We start from the raw sequence: 24,924 nt of genomic DNA, 5'->3' as shown, positions 1-24,924 counted from the left end.
GTATCGCACTCGGTGGGTAGTGAATCGTAACGACGTGTTAAAAGCATCTGGACGCAAAAAAGCGATAACTCCGCCTCTTCGGCAGAGCTATCGCTCATCATTTGTAAAGTTGGAAACTGAAAGGATTTATTTTAAAACGAAACAGTAAAAATCCGTTCGCTTCCACCTCTCAACCCCCGAAGAAAGTGTCGCTTGACGAAGACATGGCAGGTCTCCTGGCTTACGCTTCTTCCTCCTGCTTACCCCTTCCCATAGACTAACTACAGTGGTTTTGATGGCAGTCGTCAGCGATTACAGTTGCGGGGACAGCTCCGGATTTCCGGATTCCCTTTTAAACCGATCTCGGCACCATTTCTTCGTTCAATACTATATATTGTATGTCGTCACTACAACTACCCTAACATATTGTGTGATAAACGTAAATAGAGAAACTGACATACGATTAGGTTGATTACTACCCAAATTGGGTTCATGCTTAAATTAAGTCAATATAATTGATAGCATCTAGGGAGTGACATGATGGGGTAAATTGATGTAATACCGTTCACTAGAATGAATAGGAGCCTCTACTAATACGGATTTTTCTTATTTCGTTTTCTTGGCCTGTGAGGCACATATCTTTTCTTATGAACAGTCGGTTTATGATCCGTTTTTTCGAAGTCCGGTTCAGAGCCAAATTCTGTTTGTAACTTGTCTCTTTCTAAAGCAGGTAATTCCGGTTCAGCAGATATATCTTCTTCATTAAAAACATTCTTCTGTATATACTTGTGTAAAAATGATTCGCCCAAGGCAATAATTAAGGCAGGTAAAAAAGCTCCCAAACCGATCCGTCCCTCATTACCCATTAGGTACGCACTGCCAAATAAAACAATAAAAAATACAATACCGAAATCACCGATTGTTGCCGCAAGGTTTCCATATCTAGGTAATATAATCATGTCTCCAACAAATGATATCCCCGTCACCAACATACTTAAAAATAAAATGTTTATGAAAGACATGCCGTACATCCCTAGCGTAATTCCTAAAATAAACATAATCATGATAAACTTCACCAATATTGTCCCTAAATATTTCATTTCACATGCACCTCCACTTCTACACTAACTTCCCTTCATTTGTATTGGCGAATAAATTTTCTATAGGATAGGTAAACTAAAATCAAGTTGGTTAATTGACATACTTCCCGTAACTTGGAATAGCAATTTCATCAAATTTCTCAGCCAATGTCTGTAAACTCTCTGTTAATAATTGACCTTCCATTGGCAATCCATGCCCTGTAATCGCAAAGGCAGGTTTTAAAGCCTCTAGCTTTTTGACGGAATTCCAGGCTGCAGCCCAGTCCGTTGTCAAATATCGAGGAGGACCACTTATTTCTTGTTCTTGCGTCAATACTTTGTACAGATATTCTTGTTTAACTGCAACAAAAGCATCCCCTGCAATTAGCACCCCGTCCTCCTCTCTAAAGAAAGAGACGTGCCCAGGTGAATGTCCAGGCGTGTGAATCCAACGAAACTTAGGCAAACCCGGAACGCTCCCGTCACCAGGTAGCGCTTGAACACGGTTGCCAAGCTCTATTGGGTCTACCGGAAAAATCGGCGACATCTTTGAAACCATTCCACCTTCCACAGTCGGGTCAGGGTCAGGATAAGGTGTTTTTCCCGTTAAATAAGGAAGCTCTAATTCATGTGCATAAACCGGAACATCCCAATGCTTAATTAACTCAATAATTGCACCTACATGATCAAAGTGGCCATGCGTTAAAATAATTGCCTTTGGACGCTTGTTCATGCCAAAACGTTCTTCAATTACTGAAATAATTTTGTTCGCTGAGTAAGGCATGCCCGCATCCACTAAAACAAATTCTCCCGTGCCTGGGTTGCCAATCAAAACAATATTGACAATCTGAACAGTATAACAATACAAATCCGGTAAAACTTCGATCCCTGAACCACTTTCTATCGAGGTCGCAGGGATGTATTTATAATCGTCTCCATATGCTAAAATTTCGCCCAAAAGTTCTCCTCCTCACTCGTTCGTGACACCATTAATTTGTACGTAAACAAGTTTCTTATACAAGGAGCATGTTCTCAGTAAACAATAAGAATTACATCTCAAAGCAAACATAGAATTCCGAGGAACTGTTCCGATAAATCCGCATACAAAAACGTTGGCATCCCATGAGATACCAACGTTTATCATTTCATTTAATTTTTTCGCTCTTCTTCCCAGCACTCTGCGCCTTTCAATCCTGGAATGGATTTCGCTTTAAACACTGGATTTAATCCCTGTTTACGTTGCATAGAGAAATCGTCTAACACTTTAAATGCCACTTTACCGAGAATTAGAATAACAATTAAGTTCAATATAGCCATCAAGCCCATGAATAAATCGGCCATATTCCAAACAACACTGAGTTTTGCCATCGCACCAAACATGACCATGCCAAGTACTAACAAACGGTAAATTGTTATCCATGATTTATTTGTTTTGATAAACTCAATATTTGTTTCTCCGTAATAGTAATTCCCAATAATTGAACTAAATGCGAAAAACAAGATTGCAATCGCAACAAAATACGGTGCCCACGAACCGACATGTACCGCCATCGAGGATTGCGTTAAAATAATCCCGTTCTGTTCACCTGTCGTATAAAGTCCGCCTAAAATAATAATAAAAGCCGTTGCCGAACAAATCATAATCGTATCAAAGAACACACCTAAACTTTGTACAAGGCCTTGTTTCGCTGGGTGAGATACATTTGCCGTCGCTGCTGCGTTCGGTACACTCCCCATTCCCGCTTCGTTGGAAAATAGTCCACGGCGAATTCCTTGCATCATTGCTGCGCCAATCCCGCCGCCAACTACTTCTGAAATACCAAACGCATTTTCAACAATTAGTTTAAATACGGCTGGTACTTCCGATATATTTGTGATGACAACATAGAAAGCAATAATCAAATAGAATGTTGCCATAATTGGCACTATTAATTCTGTAGCCCTTACAATTCTTTTAACTCCACCGAAAATAATGATCGCGGTGATGAATACTAAAATAAGACCGACAACCCAATCTTTAATACCGAAAACATCCACAAATGACTGGCTAATGGTATTTGCTTGAACTGCATTGAAAATAAAACCGAAACACAGTGTTAATAATATTGCAAAAACAATCCCTAATTTACGGAATCCGAGTGCTTTTTCCATATAATAAGCAGGTCCACCCCGAAAAGTGTCGCCATCTTTTACTTTGTATACTTGTGCTAGTGTACTTTCAATAAAGGCTGTCGCCATCCCAATAATTGCGATAAGCCACATCCAAAATATAGCACCAGGACCACCGATTCCAATTGCAAGTGCAACACCCGCGACATTCCCCGTTCCAACTCTAGAAGCCGCACTAATCGTAAATGCTTGGAAAGGTGATACCCCATCATTACTATCTTTCTTCTCAAAAATGAGTCGAAACATCTCTTTAAATAACCTTACTTGAACAAATTTTGTACGCACCGTAAAATAAGCACCCACTAATAAAAGCAAGCCAATTAATATATACGTCCAAATAAAATTATTCAACAGGTCGACTAACCAATTAAGTCCATCCATAATCATATAAAAACTCCTTCCAAACATCTTAAATCTATTTACTTAGACTAGTCCAAAGTAACGTAAAAATTCTCGATAATTAATCATACAAGGAAATAGAGCCTAGGACAACCCTAGTTGGAAAATTTGTTTTGCCAATACTTTACGTCATCAGACAACTACAGCCTCAACGTACAACTAGTGTAAATATATGCTTTTACATGCCCCTACATGCTTGGCGATTTTTTTCGAACTAAAAAAAGCGAAGGACGATGGGAATTTTCTCCACCTGTACCTTCGCTTATATTAATGGGTTAATTAACCCCAAATCTCCTTCGAAATATCAACGATAAACTTTAGTTTCTCCCACTGTTCCTCTTCTGTCAGCTTATTTCCATGGTGCGTTGAAGCAAACCCACATTGTGGACTTAAGCAAATTTGCTCGAGTGGAACATACTTAGAAGCTTCCTGAACCCGAGATTTAATTAGCGCTTTATCTTCTAGCTCTCCTCTCTTAGAGGTGATGACACCTAATACGACTTTTGCTCCGCCTCGTGGAATATGTTTTAGAGGTTCAAAGCCTCCTGAACGCTCATCATCATACTCAAGGAAAAATCCGTCTACTTTTTCCTTTGCTAAGAACTTTTCAGCAATTAAATCATAACTTCCTTCAAATGCCCAGTTTGAGCGATAATTTCCACGGCATAAATGTGTAGTAACAAATAAATCTTCAGGTTTCCCTTCTAACACACCGTTTGCCACACGAAGCGCTAAGTCAATTAAGTACTCTCTCGAATATTCTCCATCATTCCAAGGAATGTCAGGTGATGATAATCCTGCAATATAGACGTCATCCAACTGTAAATAACGAACACCTGCATCATAAAAAGCTTTGATTGCATCGCGGTAAGCTTGAATGATATCTTTTGCATATTCCTCGATATCCGGATAGATATTTTCATCTCTAATTCCGATATTAAATAGTTGGTTTGGGCTTGGAATTGTTTGTTTCGCAACTGCACGGCCACCAACGATTTCATTGAATTCAATAAAATCTTTTACATGTGGATGGTCAGGATTGAATGAGATTTTTCCAATGTTACGGATATTATATCTTTCTGTTTCTTCATTCCCGTTAAAAATATAGCCTTGTTCAGGAACATAGCCTTCGATACCATTCAAGTGTTCTAAAAAGTCCGTATGCCAAAATCTACGTCTAAACTCTCCATCCGTTACTAATTCCAAACCGACTTCAATTTGCTTATCTACAACTCTTTTGATCTCTTCTGTTTCTACTTTACGAAGTTGTTCAGCTGTAATTTCCTCTTCTTTGAATAACCTTCTTGCCTCGTGCAAATTCTCCGGTCTTAATAAACTTCCTACGTGATCCGCTCTAAAAGGTGCCTTCGTCAATGTTTTTGCGTTTGTCATTGCTCATTCCCTCTTTCTACATGTTTTTTAACATTAATAAGGAAAAAACCCTTCTTATAAATAAGAAGAGTTCGGCAATTTTGGGCGTCTACTCTTCTCATCTCCAAGCTTTTCGCTACTGGAATTAGCACAGTTCTTCATAAGTCTGTTGCTGAGGCTTCAAAGGGCCAGTCCCTCCACCTCTCTGGATAAGAAAGTCGCTTATTAAGTTATTGACTATTACTTTACACACCATCTAATTGAATGTCAAGGTTATTTTGATTTTTCTTTATTCACCACGACAATTAAATCAATTATATTTCTTTCTTTGGTGTCATATGTCAATTTAACAAACAACCCTATCACAAACAATGTTGATTTCCGTTCCGGGCGGACGCTTTCCGTGGGGCCGGCGGTGAGCCTCCTCAGTCGCCTTGCTCCCTCCGGGGTCTCACCTGTCCGGCTAATCCCACAGGAGTCGCCGCCCTCCACTCCAATCAACGAAGCCACATAAACGAACACTTATACGCGTCTCCACCTTGTCATTACACACACTGTAAAATCGATTCGCTTCCTAGTATAATGATTTAAAATGGAGGGATTTTTATATGCTGAACAAAGCCTTAACTAAAATTTCAAATTATTACGAAGAGATGGTTGCAGATCGACGTTTTCTACATATGCATCCTGAATTATCACATCAGGAAGTTCATACACCTGCATTTATAGCTGATCGCTTAGAATCTTTAGGCATTGAAGTACAAAGAAATGTTGGGGGGCGTGGAGTCGTAGGGATGATTCGCGGTGGTCAACCTGGAAAAACAGTTGCATTTCGTGCGGACTTTGACGCGTTACCCATTACCGACCAAAAAGATGTTTCTTACAAATCAACTATCCCCGGTGTCATGCATGCATGCGGACATGATGGCCATACAGCAGCTTTATTAGGATTCGCCAAAGCTATGAATGAAATCAAAGAATCATTACCCGGTAACATTGTCCTAATCCACCAGTTTGGAGAAGAATTATCTCCAGGCGGTGCACGTGGGATGATTGAAGATGGCTGTCTTGACGGCGTTGACCTTGTATTCGGCGCACATTTACAATCGCAAATGCCTGCTAATAAAGTGTATGTGCGCGACGGTTTCCTTCAAGCTTCTGAAGATTCCTTTAAAATTACGGTAACCGGATTCGGAACACATGGTGCGGAACCGCATACAGGTGTGGATCCAATCCTAGCTGCCAGTCACATTATGATTGCACTTCAATCAATTGCTAGTCGAAATGCAGATCCATTGAAAGAACTCGTTGTTTCAGTCGGAAGTTTTCACGCTGGACATGCAGACAATGTGATTCCTAACGAGGCTGTTATGGAAGGCACCATTCGCGTATTCGACCCTGAACTTCGTATCATTGCGGGCCGCCGTGTGATTGAAATTGCAAAATCGGTTGGTGCCGGACTTGGCTGCGATGTACATGTTGATATCATTAAAGGCTACGATTCAGTAAATAATGACCCCGACGCTATGAACCTCGTTCGTCGCGGTGTTGCAGAAGCTTTCAGTGAAGAGAACATAATCGAAACGAATCCAATTATGCCTGTTGAGGATTTCTCATATTATTTACAGCATCGACCAGGTGCGTACTTTTTTGTTGGTGCTCAAATGGATAATAAGGAAAACGTCTTCCCGCACCATCATGAAAAGTTTGATTTTTACGAACCAGCGATGGAAATGACCGCTAAAGTTTTTGCATCAACATTTTTTGAAGCGCAAAAATAAGCTCTAAAAAGCCTTGCACCTTCACAGTGAACTGCGAAGGTGCAAGGCTTTAACTTATTCATGCCGAGTAAGTGCTTTTTTCAATGTAGCCGCAAGTACACGTGCACCAATATCTAGCGCTTCTGTATTAAATGTCATATTCGGATGGTGGAGTCCCGGCTGAAGATCCGCACCAATGCCAAGCATCGCTGCTTTCAATTTTGGCCTATGAATTGTATAAAAATGAAAATCATCACTACCTGCCGTAACGACCGCAGGCGCATACCCCACTTCTCCTACAGTTTCCAAAATCGCAGCTGTGGCAATTTCAGTAGCTTCTTCAGATACTTCTGCAGCAGGTGTATAATCATTCCATTCAGTTTGAATTTCTACCCCATACAACTTACCAATGGCTTGAATTCCTTCTGTAACTTTCTCCATTAATTCATCCAGAACTACATTGGATTGCGCTCGGGTATCAATTGCAAAGGTTGCAGATCCCGGAATAATATTGACGTTATTTCCCCCTGCTTGCATTTTCGTCATTTTCACAGAGTACGTCTCAAACGGTGAGAAATAAATTGTTTTAATAAACTGATGGATTGCAAATAGCGGATCAACGACATTCTTCCCCTGATGTGGGCGTGCGCCATGTGCGTCTACTCCGATTATTTTCCCTTCAAGAAATGCCGCCGCACCATGATGGATAGCCGGTAACACTTTACCATGTGGAATTTCCTCAATCGGACGCAAATGGACGCCGAATAAATAAGAAACATCATCGACCACACCACGCTCGACCATTGCTACTGCGCCGTTCCCTTGCTCTTCAGCTGGTTGAAAAATAAAGCGAATTTTCCCATCTAATTGCTCATCTTTTAAATAAGAAAGTGCACCTAACACCATTGCAATATTCGCATCATGCCCACAGGAATGATTCGCTTGATAAACCCCATCGACCTCTTGCCAAAGTGCGTCTATATCGGCTCGAATTGCGATGATTTCTTTTCCTTCACCGATTTCTGCCACGACACCTGTTACATCATCAAAAGTTTTATACGTTACACCCATATCCGCTAATATTTCCGTTAATTTCTTCGTTGTCTTTACTTCTTGATAACTAATCTCTGGATGCGCATGAAAGTGCTCAAACCATGCTTCTATTTTCTTTTTTATTTCCAACTTAACTCACTCCAATCATTACAGCCACAACAAGTGCCAGCAGTGCAATCAGTAACCAACCTAACACTAGTTTCCAAACAAACTTTACCCAACGCTCATAAGGGATTCCTGCAACCGCCAAATAGGCCATCAGTGATGCGGAAGTAGGAATAATTGAATTTGTAATCGCGTCACCATACTGAAATGCCAGAACAGCGATTTGACGTTCCATTCCTAGTAAATCTGCTAGCGGCGTCATAATAGGCATCGTTGTCGCTGCCTGTCCACTGCCAGAGGGGATAAAAAAGTTCATAATAATTTGTGTAAAATACATACCTACAGCGTTTAAAGAAGGCGGTAAGCTTGATATTAAATTCGATAAGGCATAGATAACTGTATCTATAATATAACCTTGCTCCATCACAATCAAAATTGCTCTAGCAAAACCGACAATGAGCGCTCCAAAAGCGATGACTTTCATACCATCAACAAAAGCATCAAATGTCCCATTAATGCCGAGATTTCCGACAATCCCCGATAACAAACCAATAATAATGAACGACGCTGTCAACTCTGTTAAAAACCAATCCCATTTAAAGACACCGTAAACGTTCATTGCCAACCCACCAGCTAGAAACGACAAAACAAGCCCATGACGCCAATTAAAGTCCGGAAATTCCTTCGCATACTCCCCAACTTGTTTCTCCTGAACCTTTTGCTCAATATCAAACACGATACTTTTAGTTGGATCATTTTTCACCTTACTAGAATAACGCATTACATAGAAGATTGCTGCAGATAAAACGAATAAATATACAACAAACCGGAACCCAAATCCTGAAAAAATTTGTACTTCAGCAATTGACTGTGCAACACCTACTGTAAACGGATTAAGCATACCACCTATAAAGCCAGATGCGGCTCCAAGACTTACCATCGCCGTTCCAGTTATTGCATCGAATCCGAGCGCACGTGCAACAGCAATGCCAATTGGTACAAAAATAATTGATTCCTCTGACATCCCAATTGTCGCACCAAGAACTGAAAATAGAATCATAATCACTGGGATTAATAATCTCTCTTTATTCTCAAGTCTATGTACAGCCTTTCCTATTCCTGCTTCTATTGTGCCAGTAGCCTGAATAATTCCGAAGGCACCACCAACTAAAAATATGTAAAATATAATTTGCGAAGCTGCCGACATCCCCATTGGAATTGCCTTGAACAATTCGAAGGGTTTAACTGGACTCTGCTCAATCTCTGTATAACTGCCTTCCACAACGATTGTACGTCCATCGACTTCTAATCGTTCAAACTCCCCTGCTGGAATTAAATATGATGCAACTGCAGCAAGAATCATGATTGCAAATAATATCGCATATGTATGTGGAATCCATCTCTTCTTTTCTTTCTCGGGTACCATTTGCTCTTCAACTCTAGTTGTCATTTCACTTCTCCCCTTAATTCATAAACTTACTCCGATTAATTGTTTATAATAATATATGCATAAACATTCATAGTCAATAGCAATTAACAAAAAAGTATCGTAGTCTCTCAATACTAAATACTCGTCTTCAAAATTAAACTACTAGTTACTTTGGTTCGGTTTTAAATATTCGGGTTAAGTGGTATGACGCTTTTATAATGTGAGTCCTCTACATTAATTCACATTACAATTTATCCAACAAAAAAACCGTTCTGAATGAGTAGTTTCATTCAAAACGGTTTTACAATTACTTCGTATAATAAATTCCTGATCCTGGGCCTAAGTCGATACCGAATAGCATCCATACAACAAGTGTAATTGTCCAGAAGACTAGGAAGAACATGCTGTACGGGAACATAACAGAAACAAGTGTTCCGATACCCATTTTTCTATCATACTTCTGAGCAAACGCAATGATAATTGCGAAATAGGTCATAAGTGGTGAAATGATATTTGTTGCAGAGTCAGCAACACGGTACGCCATTTGTGTTAATTCTGGCGAGTACCCAAGGTTCATCATAATTGGAACGAAAACAGGTGCCATCATTGCCCATTTCGCGGACGCACTACCGATGAATAGGTTAATAAATGCCGCAATTAAAATGAACAGTATTAAGAGTGGAATTCCCGTTAGGTTAATACTTTGTAGGAACTCTGCTCCATATACACCAATAATTAGCCCCATATTGGATTCCGAGAAAAATGCTACGAATTGTCCTGCTGTGAAGGACAATACGATAAACATTCCCATGGAAGCCATTGTTGCTGACATCATTGCCGCAACATCTTTGTCGTCACGAATTTCTTTCGTAACACGTCCATAAACAAGACCTGGAATGAAGAATAGTAATGCAATAATTGGTACTAATGAACTCATAAATGGTGAACGGATAATTGGCATATCGCCGTCTCCGCGTAATGGTCCCCACTCCGGTAAAATTAATAAAGCTACTAAAACACTCGTAACAGCAAGAGATACGCCAGCCCATACAAGACCTTTCTTCTCCACACCGTTTAATTTTTCAATCTTTTCACGGAACTCGCCTTTATATTCGCCAAGTCGTGGTTCAACAATTTTTTCTGTTACCCAAGCACCCACAACTGTGAGTACCAATACTGAAATTGCGATGAAGTAATAGTTCATGGCGATGTTCATACCTTCAGCATAAGCTGGGTCGATAATCGCTGCTGCTGAAATTGTTAATTCACCAAGTAATGCATCTGTTCCCGACAAGAAGAGGTTGGCACTGAATCCACCAGAAACCCCAGCAAATGCAGCTGCTAAACCTGCAAGCGGATGGCGTCCAATTGCGGCGAAAATAACTGCTCCAAGTGGAGGTAGGACAACGTAACCAGCATCAGAAGCAACACTTGACATAACCCCTGCAAAAACAAGGCCTAATGTAATGAGTCGTTTCGGTACTGACAAAACAAACCCACGTAGTAATGCACTGATTAAGCCCGTTCCTTCTGCTAAACCAATCCCTAACATTGTTACAAGAACAACGCCTAAAGGTGCGAAGCCGACGAAATTACTCGTCATTTGAGTAAAAATATATTTAATACCTTCTCCACTCATCAAGTTTTTAACTTCTATAATTTCTCCAGGTTTACCCGGATGTTCTGCACTAACGCCGAAGTGGGAAACAATTCCAGAAACAATAATAACTAAAAGTGCAAGACCTGCAAATAATGTTACCGGGTGCGGTAATTTGTTTCCGGCTGTTTCCACGACATTCAGAAATCTTTGGAAAAAACCTACTCTTTGTTTCTTCATAATATACTCCTTCCAATCCACAAACCATTAAAATATTCAGAAATTAAATTGTTTGTTTTTTTGTATGCTTCACAGTATATAAGACTTTCAATATAAAATAAATAGTAAATCGATAAGACTAACTATGGTAAACTGTCGCGACCTTCCTACTTTTCAAAGTAGTACTTATAAGTTACAATTTTGGTAAAATAAAGACTATACTTGGAGGGCATTTTATGAAAGTAATACCTATCGGGATTTGGGGTGGTTATCCGAAAGCGAATGAGGCAACTTCTGCCTTCTTGCTTGAACACGAAGGATTTCACTGTTTGATCGACTGTGGCAGTGGTGTATTGTCATCACTTCAAAACTTTTTACCTCTTGAACAATTAGACGCTGTCGTCCTAACACACTATCACGCAGACCATATTGCGGATGTTGGCAGTTTACAATATAGCCGCCTGATTCAATACTACTTAAACCAATCACCCCAGGTTTTACCAATATACGGGCATACTGAAGATAAGGAGCAATTTGCGAAGCTATCATACAAAAGAATGACTGTTGGAATGGCAATCCATGAAGAGGATGAGATGAACATCGGACCTTTTACAGTTAGATTTTGTAGGACAAAACATCCTGTGTACTGCCTTGCCCTAAAATTTTCAGTAGATGAACGTTCCGTGGTATTCACAGCAGATACGGAATGGCATGACGACCTTATTGATTTTGCGAGAGGGACAAATCTATTGGTGAGCGAAGCGAATTTATATGAAGAGCATATCGGGGTTGCGCCGGGGCATATGGGTGGCAGTGAAGCAGGTAAATTAGCACAACTTGCTGAGGCGCATCAACTTTTACTCACACACTTACCCTTACATGGAGACGTAAAAGAAATCTTACACGCCGCTCAAGAACAATTTGGCGGAAAGACTGAAATCGCTAAAGTCGGAAAAACTTATACCATTCTAGCAGATTAAGAACTATCCCATGAATTCAAAAAAATCGTTGGAACAGATTTACTACCTGTTCCAACGATTTTTTAAATTAAGAACAAAACCTCTACTGAATCAATCCTCAAGGTCCTTTTCAAAATCCAGTACATCGCCTGTATATGCATCAATTTCAAGTTCGTATTCGTATTTTCCATCTTTCATTTCAATCTCATAATAGAGTCGGCCATCGTCGTTATCCAGCTCTACTTCCTTTACCGTTCCAGATGCATGTTGTCTAGCAATGGCAATCGCTTCTTCAACTGTCAACTTGCTTTTCGATTGTGTTTTTTCAACAGTTGACTCTGCTTTTTGTTTCGTTGGTACAACTTGCAGTTCGTTCACCTTTTCTGTAACACCTAGCACGCCCTCTTCAACGACGTTGTTTGAACTTGCATTTGCAAACATTGCTGCACCTGCAAACACAATCACTACTGAAAGACCTAAAACAGAGATTAACTTCTTCATTTAAATCATCCTCTCTTTATTGTTACCTTTATCTTACCTGGCCTAGATGAGAGGACTTTTAAAGAAAGATTAGAATTTGATTAGAAATCAATCATCCCACTTAACTGACATAATTTTTCCTGTAATTGCATGGATTTGAAAGACCGCTTCAATATCATCATCGTCGTTATCTTGTTCAATTTCTATTAAATAGTAGCCGCCGTCTTCTTTATCATGAAACTCTACATATTCAACTTCGCCACGCAATTGTTTAAGCGCAATATCAATTGCCTCTTCCCTTGTAATTAACGTGTTAGCAGTTGCAGTAGGATGTTCCTTTTCGGAAATAATTTCTCCAGACTTTGCATCCACAACCACTTCCAATAGCACTTGATCTTTCGCTATTTCAACGTTATAAACAGGGATTCCTCCAGTATCATCGTGGGACAACCGTTCAATGTCGTTATTATATTTCTTAACGACAATCTCGCGAACTTCCTGTACAGATAACAATTCAGGTTCCTTGACTTCAATCTTATTAATCAGCGCCATCGAAAGAACTTGGCCGTTTTCAGCATTTATCTTTGTCTCATAAACGCCGCCTGACCGTGTAATTTCTGTAGAATAAACACCATCTTGAAACGTTAACTCTCCGACAGTGCCTTCATACATCGTCTCTAATTGTTGTTGAATTTCTTCCTGCGTCATATGTTCTTCATTAGTAAATAATCCTTGTATATAAATCACACCAAACACCAAGAGAAGTATCGTGACCAAAAGCGGGAGCAACCATTGTTTTTTTAGTACCTTCATGTGAATTACCTCCTACTTAGCATTTTACATACTCAACATTAAGATTTAATGAGAATCTAATCGTTTTGGGATCGTAATTCTAACTGTCGTCCCCATCCCGCTAATACTCTCCATCTTTAACCCCGCGCCGAGTCCATCAGCAAGTTGTTTGGCGATTGCTAATCCAAGGCCTGTTCCGCCTGTTTTACGATTTCGGTCTTCTTCGACTCGGTAAAATCGATTAAAAACATGCGGTAATGCTTCTTGAGGTATACCATTCCCATAGTCTGTAATCGCAATCGAGTAACCGTCTCCTTCGTCTTGCATGGCGACCTTAACTAAATCCTCACTATATTTGCGTGCATTGTCGAGAAAAATATAAAGCAATTGCCTAAATTTTTCGCTGTCTGTTAGGACAATCGCGTTTTTAATACCTTCAAAGTCAAACTGCCGGGCGTATGCTTGACGCATCGGCTTCACTGTTTTTTCAATCTGGTCAAATAAATCCGTTTCTTCAAATTGAAACGTAGCTTGCTCATCGTTTTTCGCTAACTGCAATAGTTGTTCAATCATCGACTTCATACGAACGGATTCACTAAGAATTGCACCAACCGCTTCTTCTGCAACGTCACGATTATCAAATCCGCGTCTCGTTAGAAGCCTGGCATAACTTTCGATGACGGTGAGCGGCGTTTTTAATTCGTGTGAAGCATTTGAAACGAATTGTTCCTGCTGCTTATAGTTTTGTTCTAGTTGTTCCATCATTTCATTGAATGTTAAAGCCATTTGTGCCATTTCATCTTTTCGGTCCACAGACATTTGGATTTTCTCGTAAGTTCCTGATTTTCGACTTTGAGACATCGTTGCAATCAGCTTTTCAATTGGATTGATAACAATTCGGCTTAACCCAATGCTTGAAAAAACAACCGGCAACATCGCTAACAATGTAACACCTGCAAGCACAAGCTTTAATGCCATTAAGTTACGATCCACATTTACAAGCAATTGCATCATATCCAGTTGAACGACATCACCATTATTCCAAATAACAGGAGAACTAACGGATAATACAGACGTTCCATTAATTTTTTCAACGGTATAGGAATCATTTGTAAAAGTAGGGGTGTAGTCTTTTAACAACGTAGTCGCCTCACCTGAACCGAGCCGCTGACCAGCAACACTTATCACACCATTGTCCGGAAGATGAGCACGAATAATCACTGCCGGGTCATTCTGCGCTGTCATTTTACTAAAGGATGCTGTTATTTCTTTCACTTGACTTTGAAGTTGCTTGCGTTCCGTGTCGTATGCCATTTTTTCGAATAAAAAATAAACACCCGTATTCGTCAAAATTAAAATAACAAACATAAGTAGTGTTGAAAACAGATGGATTTTCGTTCTAATTTTCATCGTTTTCTTTGAGCACGTATCCAACTCCTCGAACCGTTTGAATGAGCGTGCTCTCTCCTGGCTTCTCGATTTTCTTCCTGACATAACGAATATAGACATCGACCACATTCGTATCGCCGTAATAGTCAAAGCCCCATACAGCATCTAATAACTGTTCCCGAGACAGTACTTGGTTAGGATGTTTTAATAAATGAAGAAGTAAGTCAAATTCCCTTGGCGTAAGTTCAATTTGACGATCCTCACGTTTCACCTCACGTGTTTGTTCATGAAGAGATAATCCGCAAAACTCATATAAATGTTCGTCTTTTTTTGCTTGCCCTCCATTTGAAAAGCGTAATGCAGCACGTATTCGGGCCAGTAGTTCTTCAATTTCAAATGGTTTGGTTACATAATCATTCGCACCTAAATCAAGCCCTGCCACTTTGTCTTCCACTTCGTTTTTCGCGGTTAATAAAATAACAGGCGTATGATTTTCTGTTGCCCGAATCCGTCGCAATACGTCCAATCCATTTAAACCAGGCAACATTAAATCCAATAAAATTAAATCCCATTTATGCTCTCGGTATTGAATAAGCCCATCTGGCCCCGTATGCGCTATTCCTATTTCATATCCCTCGAATTCAAGTTCAAGTTGCAATACGCGAGCAATGTTTTCCTCATCTTCTATAATTAAAATTCGTTCTTTCATCGTTTCAACCACCCTATCTGTTAGTACTCATTTTGTATAGTAAACCGTTATTTATTAATTACACATACTAAACAGGCTATTAAAAATCGTTTTGCCATTAATCCTCCGACATTCCAGAGAATAAATCATCAATCCCACTTTATCAGCTTTTTACTTGAATGAGAAACTAGACAGTTTAAAATAAATTTGGATTTACTTACAAATTAACTGATTTTAGTTATAGTTTCAAAATTAATGTTGCATAAGGGAAACTTTTATTTTATACTTGTATTAATAATAACTTGGTCGAAGGAAACTTTTATTTTTTAATTTCAAGTTGCACAAGGGAAACTTTCTGCATACGATAGTAATATTCAAAGAGAAATAAATATTGAAAAGGTGATTTTATGAAAAATAGTATAGAGGTAAAACATTTATCTACCTCTTATTACGGTCAAGAAGCATTGCAGGATATAAACTTCTCCGCAGGGACCGGGAAACTTATCGGCATTATCGGTCCGAATGGAGCTGGTAAATCAACACTAATGAAATCAATGCTCGGGTTAATTCCTATAGATGAAGGTCAAATCTCTTTTGCTGGCATGACTTTAAAAGAAGCAAGAAACAAAATTGCTTACGTTCCACAAAGAGCTGCGATTGACTGGGATTTCCCAATTATCGTCTTGGATGCTGTTTTACTCGGAACGTATCCCAACTTAGGTGTATTCCGCCGCCCTAAAAAAGCGGACCGTGAATGGGCCTATGAATGCTTGAAAAAAGTTGGTATGGAAGATTACAGTAAAAGACAGATTGGAGAATTATCCGGCGGGCAGCAACAACGAGTTTTCCTCGCAAGAGCACTCGCCCAAAAAGCAAATTTCTTTTTTCTCGATGAACCGCTTGTCGGCATCGATGTAACAAGTGAAGAATTGATCATGAATATTTTAAAAAGCTTGAGAGATGAAGGTAAATCAATCTTTGTTGTCCATCATGACTTGGCAAAGGTAGAAGAATATTTCGAAGACCTCGTGTTGCTAAATAAAAAACTGATAAAATCAGGAACGGTGAAAAACGTACTTCGCCCTGAGCTCATGCGGGAAGCCTATAAAGCACAATTTTCTCTACTCGATTCAATGGGGGTCTTCTCATGATTTCCTTTTATCAAGACTTATTGAACTATGAATTTTTACAGAAAGCATTGTTTACTTCCATAATGGTGGGCATTATTTGCGGCGTAATCGGCAGTTTTATCGTATTACGTGGTATGGCCCTTATCGGCGATGCAATATCACATGCTGTGCTGCCTGGTGTAGCGATTTCCTATATGCTTGGTATTAATTTTTTCTACGGTGCAGTTGTGACCGGCATGTTAACAGCAATTGGAATCGGTTATATTAATCAAAATAGCCGCATCAAAAACGACTCAGCGATTGGTATTGTATTTTCCGCAGCCTTTGCGCTTGGTGTCATTTTAATCGGAAAAGCAAATTCAAGTATTGATTTAAATCGAATTTTATTTGGAAATGTCCTATCGGTTCGAACTTCTGACATGTGGATGACACTCATTATCGGGGCTATCGTCTTGCTTACGGTCATCTTTTTTTATAAAGAATTACTTGTCAGCACGTTCGATCCAACGTTCGCCGCCGCTTACGGTTTGCCGAACAAGTTCATTCATTATGTCATTATGATTTTATTGACGATGGTAACCGTAGCTTCCCTGCAAACGGTTGGGATTATTCTTGTGGTGGCGATGTTAATCACACCCGCTTCTACGGCTTACCTTTTAACAAATAGGCTCTGGGTTATGATTTTATTGGCGGCGATCTTTGGCGCGATTTCATCTATCATCGGTTTATATTTTAGCTTCATCTATAATCTATCTTCCGGTGCGGTTATCGTTTTAGTTTCTACGGCTTTCTTCTTAATTGCTTTCTTCCTATCGCCAAAACAAGGGATGCTTTGGCGCTCACTACGAACGAAGAAGAAAAAAATCATTATCCAAGATTAATTTATAATTCGTAACTATAAAGGAGATTTTTACAGATGATGAAAAAACTTTTCAAGGCAGGGATTGTCACAATCCTAGCAACGTTTTTACTCGTTGCGTGTGGCAATCAAGCTGAAAAGACAGCAGGCGGATCTGATAAAATTCAGGCAATCGCAACCTTTTCGATTATCCATGATATCGTTTCTGAAGTCGGCGGCGAACATGTGGATGTGCACAGTATGGTACCTATCGGAACTGACCCGCATGAATATGAACCATTACCGGTAGATATTAAAAAAGCCACTGACGCAGATGCATTGTTTTACAACGGATTCAATCTAGAAGGTGAAGAACATGGTTGGTTTTTTAAACTTGTTGACTCTGTTGGTGCAGACAAAAACAAAGTTTTCGAACTGATGGAAGGTGTCGAACCACTCTACCTAACATCTGATGACGGTTCTGAAAAAGAAGTAAACCCTCATGCGTTTCTTGACCCAGTCGTAGCGATTAAAATGACTGAGAATACAAGAGATGCACTGATTAAAGTCGATGAACAACATAAGGAAGATTATGAAAAAAACGCTGAACAATTATTAGAAAAACTACGTGCACTGGATGAAGAATACAAAACCAAAATTGATGAAATACCAGAAGAACGCAGAGTCCTTGTAACGAGCGAACGTGCTTATCAATATATGGCAGAGCGTTATGGATTAAAAGAAGGCTATATTTGGGAAGTGGACACTGAAGAAAACGGATCCCCTACCCAGATTAAATCTCTAGTTACGTTCGTAAAAGAGACAAATGTTCCAGCTTTATTCGTCGAAACAAATGTCGACCCTCGTCCGATGGAGACTGTTTCCAATGAAACCGGCGTGCCTATCGCAGCTAAACTCTTTTCAGATGAACTTGGCCGTCAAGGTGCTGACGGTGGGACAGTTGTTAGCTTTCTACAATATAATATCGATACGATTTATGAGCATTTAAAGGAGTAAACCTTTATTGATCATGTAAGTCATTTTCTACACAAAAACAGCACTCTCCATTGCTTTTCTTCCAAGCAACGGAAAGTGCTGTTTTAATTTCATATTATAAAAATACGATAATCGCTAAGATTACTGCTAAAACAATACGATAAATCGCAAACGGCATTAGCTTCACTTTTGAAATTAATGCTAAGAAAAAACGAATGGAAATGAGTGCAAATATAAATGCACTAATAAATCCTACAACATAAAAAGATAGATAGTCCATCTCCATATGTTCCCAGTTTTTTAATACAGAAACGAGACTTGCGCCCATCATAATCGGAACTGCCATGATGAATGTAAAATCTGCGGCTGTCCGGTGATTCATTCCGAATAATACCCCGCCTGAAATCGTTGCTCCTGAACGTGAAAACCCTGGCCATAATGATAAACATTGTACAAGCCCAACTGTAAATGCTTGTTTATAAGTAATTTGATCCAACGTCTTCACTTTTGGATATTTCGGACCCAGTTTATCCGCAGCAATCATCAATAGTGCCCCAACAATTAACGCTGCAATGACCGTTTCTACGCGGAATAAGTAATCATCAATTAAATCTTTAAACGCAAATCCTAATACAACTGCTGGTAACATCCCAACGATAACATGCATTAAATTGAATCGTTTATTCATCTTCTTGCCGTCGATTTTATACAAACCAACTAAACTAAATAATCGCTTCCAAAATACGACTACGACGGCTAAAATTGAACCTAATTGAATGACGATTTTAAATGTATTCGCTGGATATTTTCCTAGAAACTCTTGGGATTTCAACCACATATCATCCACAATAATGAGGTGACCTGTTGATGAAACCGGCGCAAACTCCGTCATTCCCTCTACAAACCCTAAAATTAACGCCTTAATTAATTCGAATAAGTCCATAACTCAATTAAGCTCTCTTTCTGCGGAATCGTACATACCACAATATAACCAACAATCCGCTTATTCCTATCAATACGTAAACAACATTTGAAAAAATATCCATATATTCTACAATCGACTGCCAATTTTCTCCGACAGAAACACCTACCATCACGAGAATTCCATTCCATAACAAACTACCAAGAGTCGTCAATAAAATAAATAACGGGAAATTCATATTTGACATTCCCGCAGGTATCGAAATTAAGCTGCGGATAAGTGGGATCAGTCTGCAAAAAAAGACAGTCCACGGTCCATATTTATCAAACCATGCATCCGCACGATGTATATCTTTGCGTGTCAGGCGTAAATACTTTCCCCATCGATCCACGATTTTTTCGAGTCGATGTACGTCAATCAGCAATCCGATGCTATATAAAAGCATCGCGCCTACGACGGAACCTATTGTTGCGGCAATAATCACGCCAATAACCGTCATATTTGAATAGGTCGTCATAAAACCACCAAAAGTTAAAATGACCTCTGAGGGAATTGGCGGAAAAATATTTTCTAACATAATTAATAATAAAACACCAATATAGCCAAATTCACTCATAAATTCAGTAATCCAATTTTCCACCTTACGCCTCCGCTGCTATTCAGTTTACTAGACATAGAGTCCGTGTGCAAATCTATTTCGACATCGCACATAGGACGTTCTTTAGTTGAAAAAGTTTCTCATAATTAACGATATTTAACAAGACAATGGAATATGAGTGAACTTTTTATGTTTTTTCTGTGGATAAGTATAGATAGAGTAGAGTTATCCACATAAAAAGTGTATAACTCAAAAAAGATGTGTATAATTTCAGAAAAATCTAGCATTTGATAGTAGATTATTGTGAATAACTGTTTTCATAGACCGAATCGAATTCAATAACCTTCTGCCCCCAAATATTTATCCACAAAAAACACCTTGGACAAAAGGCACTGGGGACCGTTTATGAGACACAAAGAAAACACCTTTTTAGGCAACCAATTGTCGGTAATCTACCGGCGATTGGTTGTTTAGTTTCGTTTGAATTCGGATATTGTTATAATAGTTAATGTAATCTTCGACGATTTGAATAACACAGGCATTGGTTGTGCTATGTATGTCGTCGAGATAGAACGTTTCAGACTTTAGGGTGGAATGAAACGCTTCGATTGGGGAATTATCAACAGGCGTGCCTTTGCGGGACATGCTCATGGTAATTCCTTTTTCTTTTATCTGTTTTTGATACTCATAAGAAGTATAAACAGCTCCTTGATCACTATGTAATATAATATCTTCTGGTAGTGAATCAAGTTGATTAAGTGTGTCTAAAACACATGATAAATTCTGTTTACCATCAATCGTATAAGCAATAATTTCTCCATTGTATAAATCCATAATACTTGAAAGATATAACATCGATTGTCCAAAAGGCAAGTAAGTAATGTCAGTCACTAATTTCTGTAAAGGTGCTGTGGCGTGAAAATCCCGATGTAGTATATTATCCGCTACATAAGCAGGCTGACCTGTAACCTTACGTTTTTTCACCTTAACACGACATGACCAACCATATTTTTGCATCACTTTCTGGACGGTTCTCTCGCTGATTCCAGGCATTAATGCAGCGATTTTTCTGTATCCATATCTGAATTTATGTTCCGTGCATAGCTTTCCAATCTCTTCATCACGCTTTGCCTTACTATTTTCTTTTCTACTCTCTTTTTTCCAACGATAATAAGTTGATCGAGCGACTCCCATGTGTATACAAATTTCCTTAATTGGCATCTTATCTTTAAGTTCTTCAACCAGTTCTACAAATGCTTGTCCAACCACTTCCTCTCCAACTCTTTGTACTTTTTTAAAACTTCGATTTGTTGCTTCAAATAACGATTTTCGGCTGCTAAACGTTGTTCGTTTGACCCATATTCTGGTCCCTTTCCAAAACTATATTGCTTGCCAACTGGTTGATAAAGTCGGTGAATTTCGCCCTCTCGATACCATTTCATCCAAACTTTTAACTGTGAATGATTTTTGATGTTCAGCTCTTCTAATACTTGTTTTACTGGTACTCCTGCTAAACGCATTTCAATCGCCTTCATTTTCACCTCATAAGGATAACTCACTCTTGTTCCCATACAAAAAGCACCTCCACGTTGTATTTAGGTATGGTATACCCGTTTTTCAACGAAAGGTGCTTTTATTTGTCTCATTTTCTTAAGTCAGTGCAAAAATACTATCCAAGGTGTTTACTTATGCATCTATTCATAGATTGTTATCTATTCATACCCCTTCAACACTTGTAGCAAGCTGCTCACGAAGTGCTCTCTTCAAAAACTTCCCTACCGATGTTTTTGGAATTTCATCTAAAAAGACGATGTCATCTGGCACCCACCATTTTGCAAACTGCCCTTCTATATAAGTAAGCAATTCTTTTTTCATGTTATCATCCGCAGTTTGTCCTCCATGCAGAACGACGCATGCGAGTGGGCGTTCTAACCATTTTTCATGAGGCACTGCGATAACTGCCGCTTCAAATACCGCATCATGCGTCATGAAGGCATTTTCTAGATCAACGGAAGATATCCATTCCCCACCACTTTTAATCAGGTCCGCAGTTCTATCTGTTAATTTTAAATAACCATCTTCAGTCATCACTGCAATATCTCCAGTGTAGAACCAACCGTCTTTAAATGCTTTCGCTGTGCGTTCGTCTTTATAATACTCATCTGCAATCCAAGGACCGCGGATGAGTAACTCGCCCATCGTTTTACCGTCCCAAGGGACTTCTCCATCTTCGTTAATCAGTTTAACTTCTAGCCCTGGTACCGTTAACCCTTGCATAGCACGGATATCAATCTGTTCCTCGACAGATAGTTGGTCCATTTTTGAAGTGAAGACGGATAGGCTAACTAGTGGAGAAGTTTCAGTTAAACCGTATCCAACGTAAAACGGTACCTTATATTTCTCCTGAAATGCTCGAATAAGTCCTTTTGGCGCCGCTGATCCGCCACAAACAATTGAACGCAGTGAAGAAATATCTCTAGGATTTGCTTCAAGCTCTTTGAGTACAGCTAACCAAATAGTAGGAACACCAGCTGTTAGGGTGACTTTCTCTTTTTCGATCAAGTCCAGAATGAGGGCTGGATCAAAACCTGGTCCTGGATACACTTGCGTTGCTCCGAAAAACACAGCAGCAAACGGCATCCCCCACGCATTTGCATGGAACATTGGAACGATTGGCAAGACAGTATCCCGTTCTTTTATCCCCATTGAGTCTGCTAGTCCAAGCGCAAAACTATGCAGAACGATACCGCGATGTGAATAAACAACGCCTTTTGGATTCCCTGTTGTTGCAGAGGTATAACACATTCCTGCGGCAGTATTTTCATCTAAGTCTTCAGGGAACTCAAATGTATCGGATGCTTTTTCCAGCAAATCTTCATATAAGTGAACGTTTTCTAAAGAAGTTTCCGGCAGTTCCTTATTGTCTCCCATAATGACGTAATGTTTTACCGTTTTTAAATGCGGAGCTAGATTTTCTAAATGCGGAAACAGATCTTCATCTACTAATAAGATTTCATCTTCTGCGTGATTTATGACATAAGCAATGTGTTCTGGAGACAATCGGATATTAATCATATGAAGAACTGCCCCTGTACTCGGAACACCGAAATACGCTTCTAAATGACGATGGTGGTTCCAAGCGAATGAACCAACTTTTGTACCGTGCTTCATGCCAAGTTTTGTAAGTGCATCTGCAAGTTTGCGTGTTCGTTTAGCAAATTCACGATACGTAATGTGATGAATATGGTCATCACTAGTACGTGAAATAATTAGCTTGTCCGGGAAAAATTGTTCGGCACGTTTAACGAATGACGACAATAATAATGGTGTTTGCATCATAATCGATCGGTCCCCTTTTAATGGATAATGGATAAATCCTTTTGCCTGTCCCTTCCCAAGATGCTATGCGTTCTGCTACTCATTTATTCTAGAAAACTTGTCCACACTGAAAGACCTGAGCTTATCCCCCCCTTACATTCAACTCTTTCTGACTTCACCTCACAGGTGACTGACTCTTCTAATAATTAAGTCTAATTGAAAGCGGTTTCATAGTCAATCCTTTGCTGAGATGAATTCAGCCTAAAGTCTTAGCCATAAATCGACACAGCGCCCGTTTGGACAAGTCGAATTTGACGGTAAGATTAAGTTACAAATTGAAAGGAGGAACAACAAATGAAAAAATTCGGTTTAGTCGTTTTAGGAATTATCGCAGGAATCGTTGCAGTAGCAAATCTAGGTTCCCTTCTCGCGCTCGCAATCTCCGCTTTAATAACCTATGCAGGTTTACATTACTATAAAAAAAGTGATTCAACGTTACTTAAATTGTTCTGGGGAGGCGTACTCGTAATTGGCCTCATCACAGCAATCTCAAATGTTCCAGCATTCATCGGAATCATCGCATTGATTGGTGTGTATTATGTTTGGAATAAATGGAACAAACAAACAGATGACAATATCATTGAGCATCAACCATCTAGCGATCCATTCGTAAACTTTGAAAGACAATGGGATGAAATTACGAAAAACAATCGTTAAGGATATTAAAAGGCAACGTTACTTAAACAATGTTGATTTCCGTTCCGGGTGGACGCTTTCCGTGGGGCGGGCGGTGAGCCAATCGCAAAACGAAGATTGCGATTTGCCGTATTTCTGCGGTTTTTGCAGAAATTAAGGCATCCTGTCATACAATCTCTGCTCCCAAACGCTTCGCTTTTCGGTCACAAAAGCCGTTCTTCGTTACGGCTTTCACTCCAATCAACGGAGACATCATTGAATCATTAATCCAAAACATGATATTAGACTACAAAACATTAGGAGGAACCCACTATGAACTCACTTTGGAACAGATTTAAATACTCAGTACAAGCTGATTTACACACAATGCTCGATAAAAAAGAAAGTAAAAATCCAATTGCGATGTTGAATCAATATATTCGCGAAGCAGAAAAACAAACGGAATCTGTTGGAAAGTTATTAGAGCGACAAGGTAAATTAAAAGGTGAATTGGACAAAGAGCTTAAGGAAGCGCAAGCAATGGCTGAGAAACGCCGCGACCAACTTGAATTAGCGAAAAAGACGGGCGAAGAAGATTTGGTTGAGTTTGCTGAAGCTGAAATTAATGCTTACGACACACGCGCAAATCAATTAATAGAAAGCATTCGCGAAACAGCATATGAGCTGATGTCACTTGAACGTAAATTTGAAGAAATGAAACATAAAGTGAAAGACATGAAAGTTCGTCAGCTGCAGCTGATGGGTAAAGAAAATGTTTTGCGCGCAAATCACCGGATGGATCAAGTCATCTCACCGGAACAATCAGAGCGTAAAATGTCGACACTGAACGAAATGCAGCAGTACATCGAAAATCTTGGTGTGAAAATCGACCGTGATTACGAAGTTTCCTCAATGGAACGTCGACTTGAATCATTGGAAACAAATGCTGAAAAAGAAACAAAAATTGTGTAAACTATAA

The 24,924-nt window shown here is 39.4% G+C and carries 22 protein-coding genes and 2 riboswitches; of the genes, 7 read left to right on the top strand and 15 right to left on the bottom strand.

Features of this window, described 5'->3' with window-relative positions; genetic code table 11:
• Positions 1-187: 187 nt before the first annotated feature.
• A riboswitch (cobalamin riboswitch) is annotated at positions 188-368 on the bottom strand.
• Between the two features lie 201 nt (positions 369-569).
• The 4 genes from AB1H92_RS01350 to AB1H92_RS01335 all read right to left on the bottom strand — a co-directional run bounded on the left by AB1H92_RS01350 (position 570) and on the right by AB1H92_RS01335 (position 5,018).
• Positions 570-1,079: a YndM family protein gene (locus AB1H92_RS01350; protein ID WP_115359810.1), complete on the bottom strand. Its 510-nt coding sequence runs from the start codon at positions 1,077-1,079 to the stop codon at positions 570-572.
• A 91-nt stretch (positions 1,080-1,170) separates the two neighbouring features.
• Positions 1,171-2,016, bottom strand: coding sequence for an MBL fold metallo-hydrolase (locus tag AB1H92_RS01345; protein ID WP_115359809.1), 846 nt, complete (start codon positions 2,014-2,016; stop codon positions 1,171-1,173).
• 191 nt (positions 2,017-2,207) lie between these two features.
• Entirely contained in the window at positions 2,208-3,608 is a 1,401-nt protein-coding gene (locus tag AB1H92_RS01340) for a sodium:alanine symporter family protein (protein WP_115363994.1), read from the bottom strand.
• A gap of 297 nt (positions 3,609-3,905) precedes the next feature.
• On the bottom strand, positions 3,906-5,018 hold the full coding sequence (locus AB1H92_RS01335; protein ID WP_115359808.1) for a 5-methyltetrahydropteroyltriglutamate--homocysteine S-methyltransferase: 1,113 nt from the start codon (positions 5,016-5,018) through the stop codon (positions 3,906-3,908).
• Positions 5,019-5,112: 94 nt separating this feature from the next.
• A riboswitch (SAM riboswitch) is annotated at positions 5,113-5,213 on the bottom strand.
• Positions 5,214-5,605: 392 nt separating this feature from the next.
• Here AB1H92_RS01335 and AB1H92_RS01330 point away from each other — a divergent pair.
• Positions 5,606-6,778 (top strand): M20 family metallopeptidase, encoded by a 1,173-nt coding sequence (locus AB1H92_RS01330; protein ID WP_115359807.1) that lies wholly within the window; start codon positions 5,606-5,608, stop codon positions 6,776-6,778.
• Positions 6,779-6,832: 54 nt separating this feature from the next.
• Here AB1H92_RS01330 and AB1H92_RS01325 read toward each other — a convergent pair whose 3' ends face one another.
• The 3 genes from AB1H92_RS01325 to AB1H92_RS01315 all read right to left on the bottom strand — a co-directional run bounded on the left by AB1H92_RS01325 (position 6,833) and on the right by AB1H92_RS01315 (position 11,181).
• Entirely contained in the window at positions 6,833-7,939 is a 1,107-nt protein-coding gene (locus AB1H92_RS01325) for an amidohydrolase (protein ID WP_115359806.1), read from the bottom strand.
• A 1-nt stretch (position 7,940) separates the two neighbouring features.
• The gene (locus AB1H92_RS01320; protein WP_370475240.1) at positions 7,941-9,365 is read right to left on the bottom strand and encodes a YfcC family protein; all 1,425 of its coding nucleotides are present in this window, start codon (positions 9,363-9,365) and stop codon (positions 7,941-7,943) included.
• Positions 9,366-9,651: 286 nt separating this feature from the next.
• Entirely contained in the window at positions 9,652-11,181 is a 1,530-nt protein-coding gene (locus AB1H92_RS01315) for an AbgT family transporter (protein WP_115359805.1), read from the bottom strand.
• A 215-nt stretch (positions 11,182-11,396) separates the two neighbouring features.
• On the opposite strand from AB1H92_RS01315, the gene AB1H92_RS01310 reads away from it, so the two are divergent.
• Entirely contained in the window at positions 11,397-12,140 is a 744-nt protein-coding gene (locus AB1H92_RS01310; RefSeq protein WP_115359804.1) for an MBL fold metallo-hydrolase, read from the top strand.
• Positions 12,141-12,230: 90 nt separating this feature from the next.
• On the opposite strand, the gene AB1H92_RS01305 is transcribed toward AB1H92_RS01310, so the two are convergent.
• The 4 genes from AB1H92_RS01305 to AB1H92_RS01290 form a co-directional block, all read right to left on the bottom strand.
• Positions 12,231-12,620 (bottom strand): PepSY domain-containing protein, encoded by a 390-nt coding sequence (locus AB1H92_RS01305; RefSeq protein ID WP_115359803.1) that lies wholly within the window; start codon positions 12,618-12,620, stop codon positions 12,231-12,233.
• Between the two features lie 87 nt (positions 12,621-12,707).
• Entirely contained in the window at positions 12,708-13,412 is a 705-nt protein-coding gene (locus AB1H92_RS01300) for a PepSY domain-containing protein (RefSeq protein ID WP_115359802.1), read from the bottom strand.
• Between the two features lie 45 nt (positions 13,413-13,457).
• Positions 13,458-14,801: a cell wall metabolism sensor histidine kinase WalK gene (locus AB1H92_RS01295; protein ID WP_172481028.1), complete on the bottom strand. Its 1,344-nt coding sequence runs from the start codon at positions 14,799-14,801 to the stop codon at positions 13,458-13,460.
• On the bottom strand, positions 14,791-15,489 hold the full coding sequence (locus AB1H92_RS01290) for a response regulator transcription factor (protein WP_115359800.1): 699 nt from the start codon (positions 15,487-15,489) through the stop codon (positions 14,791-14,793). Before AB1H92_RS01290 ends, AB1H92_RS01295 begins: the two co-directional genes overlap by 11 nt.
• A 386-nt stretch (positions 15,490-15,875) precedes the next feature.
• On the opposite strand from AB1H92_RS01290, the gene AB1H92_RS01285 reads away from it, so the two are divergent.
• From AB1H92_RS01285 to AB1H92_RS01275, 3 genes are read left to right on the top strand one after another with little or no spacing between them, the layout of a single operon-like run.
• Positions 15,876-16,619 carry a metal ABC transporter ATP-binding protein gene (locus AB1H92_RS01285; protein WP_115359600.1) on the top strand — a complete coding sequence of 248 codons (744 nt, stop codon included), beginning with the start codon at positions 15,876-15,878 and terminating at the stop codon, positions 16,617-16,619.
• Positions 16,616-17,479 (top strand): metal ABC transporter permease, encoded by an 864-nt coding sequence (locus AB1H92_RS01280; RefSeq protein WP_115359799.1) that lies wholly within the window; start codon positions 16,616-16,618, stop codon positions 17,477-17,479. The genes AB1H92_RS01285 and AB1H92_RS01280 overlap by 4 nt, the downstream gene beginning before the upstream one ends.
• Positions 17,480-17,514: 35 nt before the next feature.
• The gene (locus AB1H92_RS01275; protein ID WP_256594293.1) at positions 17,515-18,453 is read left to right on the top strand and encodes a metal ABC transporter substrate-binding protein; all 939 of its coding nucleotides are present in this window, start codon (positions 17,515-17,517) and stop codon (positions 18,451-18,453) included.
• A gap of 94 nt (positions 18,454-18,547) precedes the next feature.
• Here AB1H92_RS01275 and AB1H92_RS01270 read toward each other — a convergent pair whose 3' ends face one another.
• The 4 genes from AB1H92_RS01270 to AB1H92_RS01255 form a co-directional block, all read right to left on the bottom strand.
• Positions 18,548-19,375, bottom strand: coding sequence for an undecaprenyl-diphosphate phosphatase (locus AB1H92_RS01270; RefSeq protein WP_115359798.1), 828 nt, complete (start codon positions 19,373-19,375; stop codon positions 18,548-18,550).
• Positions 19,376-19,382: 7 nt separating this feature from the next.
• On the bottom strand, positions 19,383-19,994 hold the full coding sequence (locus AB1H92_RS01265; protein ID WP_115359797.1) for a DedA family protein: 612 nt from the start codon (positions 19,992-19,994) through the stop codon (positions 19,383-19,385).
• A gap of 387 nt (positions 19,995-20,381) precedes the next feature.
• Positions 20,382-21,523, bottom strand: a protein-coding gene (locus tag AB1H92_RS01260; protein ID WP_370475002.1) for an IS3 family transposase whose coding sequence is annotated in 2 segments (ribosomal slippage) — positions 20,382-21,250 and positions 21,250-21,523 — 1,143 coding nt in all. Because the reading frame shifts where the segments join, the coding sequence is not laid out codon by codon here.
• Positions 21,524-21,668: 145 nt separating this feature from the next.
• Positions 21,669-23,291 (bottom strand): long-chain fatty acid--CoA ligase, encoded by a 1,623-nt coding sequence (locus AB1H92_RS01255; protein WP_115359796.1) that lies wholly within the window; start codon positions 23,289-23,291, stop codon positions 21,669-21,671.
• A 333-nt stretch (positions 23,292-23,624) separates the two neighbouring features.
• On the opposite strand from AB1H92_RS01255, the gene AB1H92_RS01250 reads away from it, so the two are divergent.
• Positions 23,625-23,987, top strand: coding sequence for an ABC transporter permease (locus tag AB1H92_RS01250; RefSeq protein ID WP_115359795.1), 363 nt, complete (start codon positions 23,625-23,627; stop codon positions 23,985-23,987).
• Between the two features lie 291 nt (positions 23,988-24,278).
• Positions 24,279-24,917, top strand: coding sequence for a PspA/IM30 family protein (locus tag AB1H92_RS01245; RefSeq protein ID WP_115359794.1), 639 nt, complete (start codon positions 24,279-24,281; stop codon positions 24,915-24,917).
• Positions 24,918-24,924 lie beyond the last annotated feature (7 nt).

This window comes from Sporosarcina pasteurii, from assembly GCF_041295575.1.
In the GTDB taxonomy this organism is placed as follows: domain Bacteria; phylum Bacillota; class Bacilli; order Bacillales_A; family Planococcaceae; genus Sporosarcina; species Sporosarcina pasteurii.
Note: the sequence above shows the minus strand (reverse complement) of the source record. Positions and strands in the feature narration are given on the sequence as shown.